Source organism: Cupriavidus pauculus (assembly GCF_022179805.1).
Lineage (GTDB): Bacteria > Pseudomonadota > Gammaproteobacteria > Burkholderiales > Burkholderiaceae > Cupriavidus > Cupriavidus pauculus_E.
In genome coordinates this window covers 217094-231816 of the sequence record NZ_BPUO01000006.1, presented here as the reverse complement: position 1 = coordinate 231816, position 14723 = coordinate 217094, and the positions used below count along the sequence as shown (strand labels likewise).

The window sequence follows — 14723 nt, the reverse complement described above, 5'->3', positions numbered from 1 at the left end:
CCGCCATGCACTTGCAGTCTGTACAAGTTGTGTGGCGGGTGTCTTGAAATGTCACCGCAAAACCCTATCTTTCGGGAGTACCGTGTCCGGCAGGGCCCATGCGAAAAGACAGCCGCAGTGCTGCAACGTCGCCGCCCCGCAGCAGGACACACTCATCGTTCAAGAGAGAGGGCGCCTGATGCGAATTGACAAACTCACCACCCGGTTCCAGGAAGCGTTGGCCGAGGCGCAAAGCCTGGCCCTGGGCCACGACAACCAGTACATCGAACCCCAGCACCTGCTGCGCGCGCTGCTGGCGCAGGACGACGGCTCGGCCCGCACGCTGCTGTCGCGCGCCGGCGTCAACGTGGGCGGCCTGCAGACCGCGCTGGACGCGGCCATCAGCCGTCTGCCGCAGGTGCAGGGCACCAACGAGGTCCAGGTAGGACGCGACCTCAACAACCTGCTCAACGCCACCGAGAAGGAAGCGATCAAGCGCGGTGACCAGTTCATCGCCAGTGAACTGTTCCTGCTCGCCGTGTCCGACGACAAGGGCGATATCGGGCGCATTGCCCGCGAGAATGGGCTGTCGCGCAAGTCGCTGGAAGCGGCCATCACGGCCGTGCGCGGCGGCGACAGCGTGAACAGTGCCGATGCCGAATCGCAACGCGAAGCGCTGAAGAAGTACACCGTGGACCTGACCGAGCGGGCCCGCGCGGGCAAGCTCGACCCGGTGATCGGCCGTGACGACGAAATCCGCCGCGCGATCCAGATCCTGCAGCGCCGGACCAAGAACAATCCGGTGCTGATCGGCGAGCCGGGCGTGGGCAAGACCGCCATCGTCGAAGGGCTGGCGCAGCGCATCGTCAACGGCGAAGTGCCCGAGACGCTCAAGAACAAGCGCGTGCTGGTGCTGGACATGGCCGGTCTGCTGGCCGGCGCCAAGTATCGCGGCGAGTTCGAGGAACGCCTGAAGGCGGTGCTCAGCGACGTGGCCAAGGACGAAGGCCAGACCATCGTCTTCATCGACGAGATCCACACGATGGTGGGCGCGGGCAAGGCCGAAGGCGCGATCGACGCGGGCAACATGCTCAAGCCGGCGCTGGCGCGCGGCGAGCTGCACTGCATCGGCGCCACCACGCTGAACGAGTACCGCAAGTATATCGAGAAGGACGCCGCGCTGGAGCGCCGCTTCCAGAAGGTGCTGGTCGAAGAGCCGAGCGTGGAGTCGACCATCGCCATCCTGCGCGGCTTGCAGGAAAAGTACGAACTGCACCACGGCGTGGAGATCACCGATCCGGCCATCGTGGCGGCGGCGGAGCTGTCGCACCGGTACATCACCGACCGCTTCCTGCCGGACAAGGCCATCGACCTGATCGACGAGGCGGGGGCGCGCATCAAGATGGAAATCGACTCGAAGCCCGAGGCGATGGACAAGCTGGAGCGCCGCACGATCCAGCTCAAGATCGAGCGCGAGGCGGTGAAGAAGGAAACCGACGAGGCATCGCGCAAGCGCCTGGAGCTGATCGAGCAGGAAATCACGCGGCTGGAGAAGGAGTACGCGGACCTGGACGAGATCTGGCGTGCCGAGAAGGGCGCCGCGCAGGGCGCTGCCGCGCTGAAGGAAGAGATCGAGAAGATCAAGCTCGACATCTCGCGCCTGCAGCGTGAAGGCAAGCTCGACAAGGTGGCTGAGCTGCAATACGGCAAGCTGCCGGCGCTGGAAGGAAAGCTGCAGGCCGCCAACAAGGCCGAGGCGGACGAGCAGAAGCAGCCCAACAAGCTGCTGCGCACCCAGGTGGGCGCCGAGGAAATTGCCGAGGTGGTGAGCCGTGCCACGGGTATTCCGGTCGCCAAGATGATGCAGGGCGAGCGCGAGAAGCTGCTGCAGATGGAAGACCGCCTGCACAAGCGCGTGGTGGGGCAGGACGAGGCCGTGCGGCTGGTGTCCGACGCCATCCGCCGCTCGCGTGCCGGGCTGTCGGACGAGAACAAGCCGTACGGGTCGTTCCTGTTCCTGGGGCCGACGGGTGTGGGCAAGACCGAGCTGTGCAAGGCGCTGTCGGAGTTCCTGTTCGATTCCGAGGAGCATCTGATCCGCATCGATATGAGCGAATTCATGGAGAAGCACAGCGTGAGCCGGCTGATCGGCGCGCCGCCGGGATACGTGGGCTATGACGAAGGCGGCTACCTGACCGAGGCCGTGCGCCGCAAGCCGTACGCGGTGATCCTGCTCGACGAAGTCGAAAAGGCCCACCCGGACGTGTTCAACGTGCTGCTGCAGGTGCTGGACGACGGCCGGCTGACCGATGGCCAGGGCCGTACCGTGGACTTCAAGAACACGGTGATCGTGATGACGTCGAACCTGGGTTCGCACATCATCCAGTCGATGTCCGGCGAGCCGCAGGAAGCGGTGAAGGGCGCGGTCTGGCAGGAGGTGCGCACGCATTTCCGGCCCGAGTTCCTGAACCGGATCGACGAGGTGGTGGTGTTCCATTCGCTGGACCAGAAGAACATCGAGTCCATCGCCCGGATCCAGCTGCAGCGCCTGCAGTCGCGTCTGGCCCGCATGGACATGGTGCTGGAAATCAGCGAACGGGCGCTGGAGAAGATCGCCAGCGCGGGCTACGACCCGGTGTTCGGGGCACGTCCGCTCAAGCGCGCGATCCAGCAGCAGATCGAGAACCCGGTGGCGCGGGCCATCCTCGAAGGCAAGTTCGCCGCCAAGGATGTGGTGCCGGTGGACTACGAGGACGGGGAATTCACGTTCGGCCGTAACATCGACTAAGGGCTCACCAAGCGCCCATCAAGCCGGGCGTGCCGGCCGGCGCGCTACAGGAAAAGGATCTCCGGGGGTTCCACCCGGAGGTCCTTTTTTTTCGTCACAATGTCGGCTCCGTCAGGTTTTTCCCACCCTGGAGCGATCCCATGGCTCATGGCGAGCACAAGTACCACGTCACCGTGGAATGGACCGGCAACCGCGGCACCGGCACCTCCGGCTACCGCGCCTACGGACGCGACCACGCGATCCGCGCCGGCGACAAGCCCGAGATCCCCGGCTCTTCCGATCCCGCGTTCCTGGGCGACCCCAAGCGCTGGAATCCCGAAGACCTGCTGGTGGCGTCGGTATCGGCCTGCCACAAGCTCTGGTACCTGCACCTGTGCTCGGACGCCGGTATCGCCGTGCTGGCCTATGTCGACGAGGCCGAAGGCACGATGACCGACGGGCCGTCGGGCGGCCAGTTCTCGGAAATCGTGCTGCGCCCGCATGTGACGATCCGCGCGGGGGACGACGCCGAACAGGCCGCGCACCTGCACCACGTGGCCCACGAGAAGTGCTATATCGCCAACTCGGTCAAATTCCCGATCCGCTGCGAACCGGTGATCGAAGCGGCCACCGCCTGACCCGCAGGTGAAGGCGGCGATGCCAAAAGACATCAGTTTGCCCGTCATTGCTCGCAGGTTGACCTGTGTCAACCTGCGAATGAGAGCGGCTCGCTAATATTTGACTCGTCATGGAGATGCGGGGGCGCTCTTCATGACTTGTCTACCCGTTTCCGGAATGGAAACTTAACCCGCAGCGCAACTCCGGCGCTGCGGGTTTTTTCTTTTGGGCGTCGTTTTCGGCATGCCCATATTCCCGTCCGATCTTATGCAGAAAACGTGCTTGGATCGGCGAAACCATTCGTTCCGTTCAGATAGCCCGGCCGGTAGCCTTTCTCCCTGACAGAAACCCCGTCGACCAAGGCGGGGACATTTCACGACATCTCTGACGGGAGCAATCACGATGATTCGCAAGCTGGCCCTGGGCCTCGCAGTACTGTCCGCAATTGGCGCCGCACCGGCCGCCCTGGCCAATACCAACCTGCTGAACGTTTCCTACGATCCCACGCGCGAACTGTATGTGGACGTGAACGCAGCGTTTGCCAAGGCCTACAAGGCTCAGGGTGGCGACACCGTGCAGATCCGCCAGTCGCATGGCGGTTCGGGCAAGCAGGCGCGTTCGGTGATCGATGGCCTGGACGCCGACGTGGTCACGCTGGCGCTGGGCTACGACATCGACGCCATCGCCGAGAAGGGCCTGATCAAGCCGGATTGGCAGAAACGCCTGCCGCACAACGCGTCGCCGTACACGTCGACGATCGTGTTCCTGGTGCGCAAGGGCAATCCGAAACATATCAAGGACTGGAACGACCTGGTGAAGCCGGGCGTGCAGGTGATTACGCCCAACCCGAAGACGTCGGGCGGTGCGCGCTGGAACTACCTGGCCGCGTGGGGCTATGCGCTGCGCCAGCCGGGCGGCAATGACGCCAAGGCACGCGAGTTCGTCGGTCAACTGCTCAAGAACGTGCCGGTACTCGATTCGGGCGCGCGCGGTGCCACCACGACGTTTGTGGAACGTGGCCTGGGCGATGTGCTGATCGCCTGGGAAAACGAGGCGATCCTGGCCATCAAGGAGCTGGGTCCGGAGAAGTTCGACATCGTCGCACCGTCGGTGTCGATCCTGGCCGAGCCGCCGGTAGCCGTGGTGGACAAGGTGGTGGACAAGAAGGGCACGCGCAAGGCCGCCGAGGCCTACCTGCAGTTCCTGTACACCGACGAAGGCCAGGAGATCGCGGCCAAGAACTATTACCGTCCGATCTCGGAAAAGGTGGCCGCCAAGTACGCCGCCAACTTCCCGAAGGTAAAGCTGTTCACGATCGACGAAGTGTTCGGCGGCTGGGCCAAGGCCCAGAAGACCCACTTCGCCGATGGCGGTTCGTTTGACCAGGTGTACCAGCCCGGCAAGCGGTAAACACAGTGCCGGGCGGCGTGCAAACCTGCATGCCGCCCGGCGCGCCTGAGGAAGGAGCCCGAGATGTCCGCGCTTCGCGCTGTTCTGCCCGCCGTCCTGCCGTCCCGCATCGCCATGGCGCGATGTCCCGTCTGACCTGAAGTTTTCCCAACCGCATGACGCTTGCACATGCCGCTCGTGGAGCCGGCAGGGCGTCGTGCCGCCCTCGATTTCGAATTCTCATTCTTCAGGACCCCGATATGACGTCGTTCAAACCTCTTTCCTTGCGTCGACGCCTGCTGCTGGGCGCGCTGGTCGTGGCCACTGGCCTCACGTATGGCCTGCTGGCACAGCCCGCCCGTGCCCAGTCGCAGACCGTGAACCCGAAGCTGTTGCGCATCGGCTATCAGAAGTACGGCACGCTGACGCTGCTCAAGGCGCGCGGCACGCTGGAAAAGCGCCTGGCCCCGCAGGGCATTACCGTCAAGTGGACCGAGTTTCCGGCCGGGCCGCAGTTGCTGGAAGGGCTCAACGTGGGGGCCATCGATTTCGGCACCGTGGGCGAGGCCCCGCCGATCTTCGCGCAGGCCGCCGGCGCGCAACTGGCGTACATCGGCAATGAACCGCCCGCGCCGACGTCCGAGGCCATCGTCGTGCCGAAAACGTCGACGCTGAAATCGGTGACCGACCTGCGCGGCAAGCGCGTGGCGCTGAACAAGGGTTCGAACGTGCATTACCTGCTGGTGCGGCAGCTTGAGAAGGCCGGCATCGCGTGGAACGAGATCCAGCCGGTCTACCTGCCGCCCGCCGATGCCCGTGCGGCCTTCGAGCGGGGTGCCGTGGATGCCTGGGTGATCTGGGACCCGTTCCTGGCCGCCGCCGAAAAGCAGCTCGGCGCCCGCGTGCTGGCCGATGGCCGTACCGCCGACGGCAAGAACGTGGTCAGCAATCACCAGTTCTACCTGGCGTCGCGCCCCTATGCGAACGCGCGGCCCGACGTGGTGAACGCGGTGCTCGACGAACTCGTGCAACTTGGCCAGTGGGCCGAGAAGCATCCGAAGGACGCCACGCAGTTCCTGGCCAAGGAAACCGGGCTCGATACGCAGGTGCTGGACCTGGCCGTCTCGCGGTTTGCCTATGGCGCCAAGCCGGTGACGCCCGAAGTGCTGGCCGAGCAGCAGCGCATTGCCGACGCGTTTGTGACGCTGAAGCTGATTCCCAAGCCGATCAAGGTCGCTGACGCCGCCTGGCAGGCCCCGGCGGCCGCAGCCACCACGCCGCCCGCCACGCCCACCACGGCGCAACGCTGACCCCTACGAAACCCCGACACAAGAGGCCCGACATGCAGGTTTTCTGGTTCATCCCCACCCACGGCGACAGCCGTTACCTTGGCACCTCCGAAGGCGCGCGCGAAGTCAGTTTCGACTACCTGAAGCAGATCGCCGTGGCCGCCGACACGCTTGGCTATGAAGGCGTGCTGATTCCCACTGGCCGCTCGTGCGAAGACCCCTGGGTGGCCGCGTCGGCGCTGGCCGCCGTGACGCAGCGGCTCAAGTTCCTGGTGGCCGTGCGACCCGGACTGATGACGCCCACGCTGGCCGCACGCATGGCCGCGACGTTCGACCGCGTGTCGGGCGGCCGCCTGCTGGTGAACCTGGTGACGGGCGGCGACGTGGCCGAACTCGAAGGCGACGGGCTGTTCCTCGATCATGCCGAGCGCTACGAGGCATCGTCTGAATTCATCCGCGTCTGGCGCGACGTGCTGGCCGCCAGCCACCAAAGCGGCGAGATCAGCTTCGAGGGCAAGCACATCACCGTGAAGGGTGCGCGCGTGCTGTACCCGCCGATCCAGGATCCGCATCCGCCGGTCTACTTTGGCGGATCGTCGGCGGCGGCGCACGACCTGGCTGCCGAACAGGTGGAGAAATACCTGACATGGGGCGAACCGCCGGCCGAGGTAGCGAAGAAGGTTGCCGACGTGCGCGCTCGTGCCGCAAAGCATGGCCGCCAGGTCAGCTTCGGCATCCGCCTGCATGTGATCGTTCGCGAAACCGAAGACGAGGCATGGGCCGCCGCCGAACAACTGATCAGCCGGCTCGATGACGAGACCGTGGCGCGCGCCCAGGCCGTGTTCGCCAAGATGGATTCGGAAGGGCAGCGCCGCATGGCTGCGTTGCACGCGGGCGGCGCGCGCCGTACGCGCGAGGCGCTGGAAATCAGCCCGAACCTGTGGGCGGGTGTGGGCCTGGTGCGCGGCGGTGCCGGCACCGCGCTGGTGGGCGACCCACGCACCGTGGCCGCGCGCATCGAGGAATACGCGGCGCTGGGCATCGACACCTTCATCTTCTCGGGCTACCCGCATCTGGAAGAGGCGTACCGGTTTGCCGAACTGGTGTTTCCGCTGCTGCCGCGCACCGTGCGTGACAAGCTGCCGGGGCAGGTGCTGTCCGGGCCGTTCGGCGAAGTCATGGCCACGGGCATCGTGCCGCGCGCCTCGCAGAGCTGAAGGAGGAACGTTTCATGACTGCATCCTCATCCGCGCGTGCCAACAAGACGGTGGCGCAGGCCATTGCGCCCTGGATCGTGCCGGTGCTGCTGATCGTGGGCTGGCAGGCCGCTTCGCAACTGGGCTGGCTGTCGAACCGCGTGCTGCCCGCGCCGCTGGCCGTGGTGGAGGCCGCATGGTCGCTCGCGGTGTCGGGCGAGCTGTGGCGCCACGTCTGGGTCAGCACCTGGCGCGCGCTGATCGGCCTGGCCGTGGGCGGCGGGCTGGGGCTGGTGCTGGGGCTGCTGACCGGCACGTTCCGCACGGCGGCCACGCTGCTCGACAGCACGCTGCAGATGGTGCGCAACATTCCCACGCTGGCGCTGATTCCGCTGGTGATCCTGTGGTTTGGCATCGACGAGACGGCCAAGCTGTTCCTGGTGGCGCTGGGCGTGTTCTTTCCGGTCTACCTGAACACGTACCACGGCATTCGCGCCGTGGACCCGGGCCTGGTGGAGATGGCGCGCAGCTACGGCCTGTCGGGCTGGCGCCTGTATCGCGAGGTGATCCTGCCCGGCGCGCTGCCGAACATCCTGGTGGGCGTGCGGTTCTCGCTGGGGCTGATGTGGGTGATCCTGATCGTGGCCGAGACCATCTCGGCGCAGTCGGGCATTGGCTACATGACGATGAACGCGCGCGAATTCCTGCAGACCGACGTGGTGCTGGTGGGCATCCTGCTCTATGCGCTGCTGGGCAAGCTGGCCGATGTGCTATCGCGCGCGCTGGAGCGGTTCTGGCTGCGTTGGCATCCGGGCTACCAGGCCCACTGATCGATCACCGATCCCCCTCAATGATCCCGGAGATTCTCATGCAAACACTATTTCCCGTGGAACAGGCGGCCCTGGCCTGGGCGGAGCGTGACCTTGCCCGGCGCGAGGCGGCCCGTGCCGAAGAACGGTCGGCCCCGGTGGCCGGTGGCGGCATCGCGCTGCGCGTGCAGCAGGTCATCAAGCGCTACGACGGCCGCGAGGTACTGCACGGCATCGACCTCGACGTGACGCCGGGCGAGTTCGTGGCCATCGTGGGCCGCAGCGGCTGCGGCAAGAGCACGCTGTTGCGGCTGGTGGCGGGGCTGGAGCCGGTGGACGAGGGCGCCGTGCTGCTCGACCGCCGCGACGAGCGTCAACTGGACCGCGCCCAGCGAGACAGCATCCGCGTGATGTTCCAGGATGCGCGATTGTTGCCTTGGAAGCGTGTACTCGACAATGTCGCGCTGGGCTTGCCGCGTGACCGCCGCGCCGATGCCGCCGCCGTGCTGGCCCAGGTGGGCCTGGCCGAGCGTGCCGACGAATGGCCGGCGCGCCTGTCGGGTGGCCAGCGCCAGCGCGTGGCGCTGGCGCGGGCGCTGGTCCACCATCCGCGCCTGCTGCTGCTGGACGAGCCGCTGGGCGCGCTCGATGCGCTGACGCGCATCGACATGCAGGCGCTGATCGAATCGCTGTGGCACCGACTCGGTTTCACGGCGCTACTCGTCACACACGATGTGTCCGAGGCCATTGCGCTGGCCGACCGCGTGGTGCTGATCGAGGACGGCCGCATTGCGCTGGACCAGCGGGTGCCGTTGGCGCGACCGCGCCAGCGTGGCTCGGCGGCGTTCGCGCAACTCGAGGACACGGTGCTGCGCCGGGTGATGCGGCAGCCCCCGTCAGTCTCGGAACCATCAACGAATCTTCATGCCCGGCCCGCCGAGGAGCTTCTATCATGAGCAATCAGGCGAACCGCGCGTACCGACATGGACTCTCACCATGAACCACGCTTCCGCACTCGAACGCTATCTTGAAACGCTGCCGCGCGAGCCCGTGGCCGGCCGCGAACTGTGGCGCGACGCACGCGGCCAGGTGCAGGGCCAGTATTTCAACTGCTCGCTGACCAGTGCGTTCGATCCGCTTGTGACGCTGGCCGACCGCGAGGTGGTGGCGCACGAAGGCTCGATCCGCACCTATGCCGACGACGGCGTGGGGCTGGCCGCGTGGAAACTGTTTGCGATGGCGGCCGACGATGCGTCACTGGTGTCGCTGGACCGCCTGTCGCGGCTGGTGCACGCGATGAACTACTTCGCGGCGCAAGGCGAACACAAGCTGGTGCTCAACGTGCACAACCGCCTGCTGGCCGCCGTGGCCGACGACCATGGCGCAGCGTTCCGGCGCGCGCTGGAATCGCTGGGCCTGCCGGTCAATCGTTTCGTCATCCAGGTGCCTGCCAGCGCCAATGACGACCTGCCGTTGCTGCTGCACGTGGTGGGCAACTATCGCCGCAACGGTTTTGCCGTAAGCCTGCAGGCGTCGGACCCGGCCGAGGCCGGTGCGCTGATGGCCCATGCGCTGCCCGACTGGCTCAAGCTCGACATGCGCCGTATCTGGACCGATCGCCAACTGGCCGGTCTGCGCGCCAGCGCCGACGGCGCCGGGGTCACGCTGATCGGCCGGCGGCTGCAGGACGACACCGCCGTGGAGCGGCTGCAGAACGCCGGTATCGCGCTGGGGCAGGGCCAGGCGGTGGCGGGCGGGCCGGTGTCGGCACGACAGTTGCATGAGCCGGTGGCTGTTGGTGGTACCTGAAATAAATACGTAGTGAACAACGCCGTACGGCGAAACGATTGGCCAAGGGATTGGAGAAGAGAGGAGAGCGTATGGTGGCATCGACACTATCGGGCGGCATCGCGCGGCTGGAAGTGCCGCGTGGCCTGCAGATCCTGACCGTACCGGGTTTGCATGGCAGCGGACCAGCGCATTGGCAGAGCCGTTGGGAAGGGTTGTATCCGGATTGGCAGCGCATCGAACAGCACGACTGGGGCCGGCCGAGCCTGCCGCTCTGGGCCGAGCGTGTGTCCGAAGGCGTATCGCGGGCACTGCGCGTGGCATCGTGCGGCGCGGTGCTGGTGGCGCACAGTTTTGGCTGCCTGGCCACGTTGCGCCAGGCAGCACTCGATCCGGTAGGCATTGCCGGCGTGCTGCTGGTGGCCCCGGCCGACCCCGACAAGTTCGGCGTGGGTGCCTTGCTGCCCACCTGGCGGCTGCCGTTTCCGACGGTGCTCGTGGCCAGCACCAATGACCCGTGGATGTCGCAGCGCACGGCGTTCAGTTGGGGCACGTTGTGGGGCAGCGAACTGGTCGATGCCGGCGCGCTCGGCCATATCAATGCCGATTCCCGCCTGGATGAATGGCAGCAAGGCCAGGCACTTCTGGCCACATTGCTCCAGCGGATCGAGTCTGAGGGACGTATTCACCACCTTGGCGATGGTTCAGACACTTGGGAAGCATCCGCCGAGGTCGCGCAGTCCACGCCTTATATCTAAAACGTCTAAGAAAATTCGGAAAGATTCGTTCTGTTTATAAGGGCGCATCTGCAAAATTTGTCTCGTACACCGGCGCCTTATGCGCCGGTTTCATAAGACGAGACACGCATGCCACCCTCGATTTCCCTGGCGGACGCGCCGCCGCCCACGGCGCCCGTCGTGCAGCAGCCAGCCACTGCCAGCCAGCGCTTTACCGTGCTGCCGGGCTTCGGGCTGTCGCTGGGCTTCACGATCTTCTACCTGACGCTGATCGTCCTGATTCCGCTGTCGTCGGTGTTCCTGAAGACGTTCACGATGACGTGGGACGGTTTCTGGACCACCGTTACCAATCCGCGCGTGGTGGCATCGCTGGAACTGAGCTTCGGCGCATCGCTGGTGGCCGCCATCGTCAACACCGCGTTTGGCCTGGTCGTGGCCTGGGTGCTGGTGCGCTACCGGTTCTTCGGCAAGCGGTTCATCGATGCGCTGGTGGACCTGCCGTTCGCGCTGCCCACCGCCGTGGCCGGTATCGCGCTGACCGCGCTGTTCGCCGGCAACGGCTGGATTGGCCGCTGGTTGGAGCCGCTCGGCGTCAAGGTGGCATTCACCCCGCTGGGCGTGGTGGTGGCGCTGACGTTCATCGGCCTGCCGTTCGTGGTGCGCACGGTGCAGCCGGTGCTGGAAGACGTGGAGCGCGAACTGGAGGAAGCGGCGGCCAGCCTGGGTGCCACGCGGCTGCAGACGTTCGGCCGCGTGATCCTGCCGGCCATCCTGCCGGCGCTGCTGACCGGGTTTGCGCTGTCGTTCGCGCGTGCCACCGGCGAGTACGGATCGGTGGTCTTCATCTCCGGCAACATGCCGATGGTGTCGGAAATCGCGCCGCTGATGATCTATTCGAAGCTGGAGCAGTACGACTATGCCGGCGCCACGGCAGTGGCAGTGGTGATGCTGGTGATCTCGTTCGTGCTGCTGCTGTTGATCAACCTGCTGCAGGCCTGGACGCGCCGCCACCAGTCCGGTGCCCGCGCAGCGGCACTGCCCGACGGCAACCCGGAGGCAAACTGATATGGCCGGAGCCGTTTCTCGACTGGGCGCCAGCGCCGCGCACCATCCGCACGACGCCACCGGCGAATCGCCCTGGGTGCGCTACACGCTGATTACCGTGGCGGTGTTGTTCCTGGCGCTGTTCCTGTTTGTGCCGCTGGCATCTGTCTTCTACGAGGCCTTGCGCAAGGGCGTCGATACCTACCTGGCCGCGCTGATCGAGCCCGACGCCGTCGAGGCCATCAAGCTGACGCTGACCGTGGCGGCCATTGCCGTGCCGCTGAACGTGGTGTTCGGCGTGGCGGCGGCCTGGGCCATCGCCAAGTTCGATTTCCGTGGCAAGAACCTGCTGATCACGCTGATCGACCTGCCGTTCTCGGTGTCGCCGGTGATCTCGGGCCTGATCTATGTGCTGATGTTCGGCGCGCAGGGCTGGTTCGGCCCCTGGCTGGAAGCCCACGACATCAAGATCATGTTCGCCGTGCCGGGCATCGTGCTGGCCACCATCTTCGTGACGTTCCCGTTCGTGGCGCGCGAGCTGATTCCGCTGATGCAGGCGCAGGGCAGCGAAGAGGAAGAGGCGGCCATCGTGCTGGGTGCGTCGGGCTGGCAGACGTTCTGGCACGTGACGCTGCCCAACATCCGCTGGGGCCTGCTGTACGGCGTGATCCTGTGCAACGCGCGGGCCATGGGCGAATTCGGCGCCGTGTCGGTGGTATCGGGCCATATCCGCGGCCTGACCAACACCATGCCGCTGCACGTGGAAATTCTCTACAACGAATACAACTTCGCGGCCGCGTTTGCCGTGGCGTCGCTGCTGACGCTGCTGGCGCTGGTCACGCTTGGCATCAAGACGCTGGTGGAAATTCGCGCCAGCCGGGAACACGCATCGGAAGGACAGCCATCATGAGCATTCAGGTCAGGAACGTGCAGAAGCGCTTTGGCGATTTCGTGGCACTCAACGACGTCTCGCTGGACTTTGCCGAAGGGGAACTGACGGCGCTGCTGGGGCCGTCCGGCTGCGGCAAGACCACGCTGCTGCGCATCATCGCCGGGCTGGAGCGCGCCGACGCGGGCCGCGTGGTGCTGGCCGGGCAGGACGCCTCCACGCAGCACGTGCGCCAGCGCAACGTTGGCTTCGTGTTCCAGCACTATGCGCTGTTCAAGCACATGACCGTGTTCGAGAACGTGGCGTTCGGCCTGCGCGTGAAGCCGCGCAGCGAGCGGCCGTCCGAGGCGAAGATCCGCGAGAAGGTGAAGTCGCTGCTGGAACTGGTGCAGCTTGACTGGCTGGGCGACCGCTATCCGGCGCAGTTGTCGGGCGGGCAGCGCCAGCGCATTGCACTGGCCCGCGCGCTGGCAGTGGAGCCGCGCGTGCTGCTGCTGGACGAGCCGTTCGGCGCGCTCGACGCCAAGGTGCGCAAGGAACTGCGCCGCTGGCTGCGTCGCCTGCACGACGAACTGCACGTGACCAGCGTGTTCGTGACCCACGACCAGGAAGAGGCGCTGGAAGTGGCCGACCAGATCGTGCTGATGAACCGTGGCAACGTGGAGCAGTTCGGCACACCCGAGGCGGTCTACAACCATCCGGCCACGCCGTTCGTGTTTGGCTTCCTGGGCAACGTTAACCTGTTCCACGGCCGGCTGGAAGTGGGCGACAGCGGCGGCCTGCTGCATACGGGCGAGGCGGTGCTGCCCGTGGTGGGCAGCGGCCATGAGACGGCCGGCGATGCGGTGGCTTATGTGCGTCCGCACGACCTGGAGCTGGAACGCTACGCGCCGGGCACAGACGGCATCGCCGTGACGCTGCGCCGCGCGCTGGCGCTGGGTCCGGTGGCCCAGCTCGAACTCGAACGCGAGGACAACCAGGACGTGATCGAGGTGGCGCTGCCGCTGGAGCGCTTCCGGCATCAGGGCTTCCGCGAGGGCGAGCTGCTGGCGGTGCGGCCGCGCCAGTTGCGCGTGTTCAACCGCAACCAGACAACAACACAGGACAAAGGGGCGGCACGATGAACTTCCAGCAACTGCGATCGATTCGCGAGGCGGTGCGCCGCCAGTTCAACCTGACCGAAGTGGCCAACGCGCTGTACACGTCGCAACCGGGCGTGTCGCGCCAGATCCGCGAACTCGAGGAAGAGCTCGGCGTGGAAATCTTCGAGCGCTACGGCAAGCGGCTGACCGGCCTGACCGAGCCGGGCCGCGAGATCGTGCGCATCGTCGAACGGCTGCTGCTTGAAGCCGAGAACCTGCGCCAGGCCGGCGACGAGTTTGCCGGGCGCCATACGGGCCGCCTGACCGTGGCCACCACCCACACGCAGGCACGCTATGCGCTGCCCAAGGTGGTGCAGAGCTTCCGGCGCGAGTATCCGCACGTCACGCTGGCGCTGCAGGAAGCGTCGCCGTCGCACATCGTGGAGCTGCTGCTGACGGGGCAGGCCGATATCGGCATCGCCACCGAGGCCGTGGCCAGCGAGGCCGGGCTGACGTCGTTCGAGGCGTATAGCTGGCGGCACGTGATCGTGGTGTCGCAGGACCACCCGCTGACGCGCCTGCCCGAGCCCACGCTCGAAGACCTGAGCAATTTCCCGATCATCACGTACGACGCCGGCTTCACGGGGCGCCGCAAGATCGACGGTGCGTTTGCCGCGGCGGGCCTGCAGCCGGAGATCGTGCTGACCGCCATGGACGCGGACGTGATCAAGACCTATGCCGAGCTGGACCTGGGCGTGGGCATCATCGCGTCGATGGCGTACGACCCCCGCAAGGACGCCACCCTGACGTGCATCGCGGCCGATCATCTGTTCGAGCCGAATACGACCAGCGTGGCCGTGCGGCGCGGGGCCTACCTGCGCGGCTACGCCCATGCGTTCATCAACATGTTCGCGCCGCACCTGTCGCGCGACACCGTATCCACGGCGCTGGCCGAGGCAACCAGCCGGCTGGCGGTAGCCGCCTGAAGCCCCGGTCGCACCGCCTGGCAGGCCGTGTGAGTTCAAACACGCGTACGACCTGCCAGTCGGAATCCTGAACCTCTGGCGCCGTCTGCCGCCAGTTCGTCGCACGGCGCTTCTCTCTCGTCCCGCTCCGGCGTAAAGTGCCCTTCATCG

General features: G+C 66.3%; 13 protein-coding genes. All 13 read left to right on the top strand.

The annotated features are described in order from the left end of the window. The first annotated feature begins 178 nt into the window (after positions 1-178). The 13 genes from clpB (at position 179) to MFF62_RS14090 (ending at position 14573) form a co-directional block, all read left to right on the top strand. Positions 179-2767 (top strand): ATP-dependent chaperone ClpB, encoded by a 2589-nt coding sequence (gene clpB / locus MFF62_RS14150; protein WP_238263764.1) that lies wholly within the window; start codon positions 179-181, stop codon positions 2765-2767. Positions 2768-2907: 140 nt separating this feature from the next. Beyond that, the gene (locus MFF62_RS14145; protein WP_238263763.1) at positions 2908-3384 is read left to right on the top strand and encodes an OsmC family protein; all 477 of its coding nucleotides are present in this window, start codon (positions 2908-2910) and stop codon (positions 3382-3384) included. Positions 3385-3766: 382 nt separating this feature from the next. Next, positions 3767-4774 carry a sulfate ABC transporter substrate-binding protein gene (locus MFF62_RS14140; protein ID WP_238263762.1) on the top strand — a complete coding sequence of 336 codons (1008 nt, stop codon included), beginning with the start codon at positions 3767-3769 and terminating at the stop codon, positions 4772-4774. 239 nt (positions 4775-5013) lie between these two features. Continuing rightward, a complete protein-coding gene (locus MFF62_RS14135) occupies positions 5014-6063 on the top strand; it encodes a sulfonate ABC transporter substrate-binding protein (protein WP_238263761.1) in 1050 nt (349 codons plus the stop codon). 32 nt (positions 6064-6095) lie between these two features. Continuing rightward, a complete protein-coding gene (gene ssuD, locus MFF62_RS14130; protein WP_238263760.1) occupies positions 6096-7259 on the top strand; it encodes an FMNH2-dependent alkanesulfonate monooxygenase in 1164 nt (387 codons plus the stop codon). A 14-nt stretch (positions 7260-7273) separates the two neighbouring features. Next, entirely contained in the window at positions 7274-8068 is a 795-nt protein-coding gene (gene ssuC, locus MFF62_RS14125) for an aliphatic sulfonate ABC transporter permease SsuC (protein WP_238263759.1), read from the top strand. 38 nt (positions 8069-8106) lie between these two features. Continuing rightward, positions 8107-9003: an ATP-binding cassette domain-containing protein gene (locus MFF62_RS14120; RefSeq protein ID WP_238263758.1), complete on the top strand. Its 897-nt coding sequence runs from the start codon at positions 8107-8109 to the stop codon at positions 9001-9003. Positions 9004-9043: 40 nt separating this feature from the next. Next, complete coding sequence (locus tag MFF62_RS14115) at positions 9044-9856, top strand: EAL domain-containing protein (RefSeq protein WP_238263757.1); 813 nt, start codon at positions 9044-9046, stop codon at positions 9854-9856. A 71-nt stretch (positions 9857-9927) separates the two neighbouring features. Next, complete coding sequence (locus tag MFF62_RS14110) at positions 9928-10593, top strand: RBBP9/YdeN family alpha/beta hydrolase (RefSeq protein WP_238263756.1); 666 nt, start codon at positions 9928-9930, stop codon at positions 10591-10593. Positions 10594-10701: 108 nt separating this feature from the next. Next, positions 10702-11637, top strand: coding sequence for a sulfate ABC transporter permease subunit CysT (cysT, locus tag MFF62_RS14105; protein WP_238263755.1), 936 nt, complete (start codon positions 10702-10704; stop codon positions 11635-11637). Between the two features lies 1 nt (position 11638). Further along, positions 11639-12526: a sulfate ABC transporter permease subunit CysW gene (gene cysW / locus MFF62_RS14100; RefSeq protein WP_238263754.1), complete on the top strand. Its 888-nt coding sequence runs from the start codon at positions 11639-11641 to the stop codon at positions 12524-12526. Then, the gene (locus tag MFF62_RS14095; RefSeq protein ID WP_238263753.1) at positions 12523-13629 is read left to right on the top strand and encodes a sulfate/molybdate ABC transporter ATP-binding protein; all 1107 of its coding nucleotides are present in this window, start codon (positions 12523-12525) and stop codon (positions 13627-13629) included. The genes cysW and MFF62_RS14095 overlap by 4 nt, the downstream gene beginning before the upstream one ends. Further along, positions 13626-14573, top strand: coding sequence for a CysB family HTH-type transcriptional regulator (locus tag MFF62_RS14090; RefSeq protein WP_238263752.1), 948 nt, complete (start codon positions 13626-13628; stop codon positions 14571-14573). Before MFF62_RS14095 ends, MFF62_RS14090 begins: the two co-directional genes overlap by 4 nt. The last annotated feature ends 150 nt before the right edge of the window (positions 14574-14723 follow it).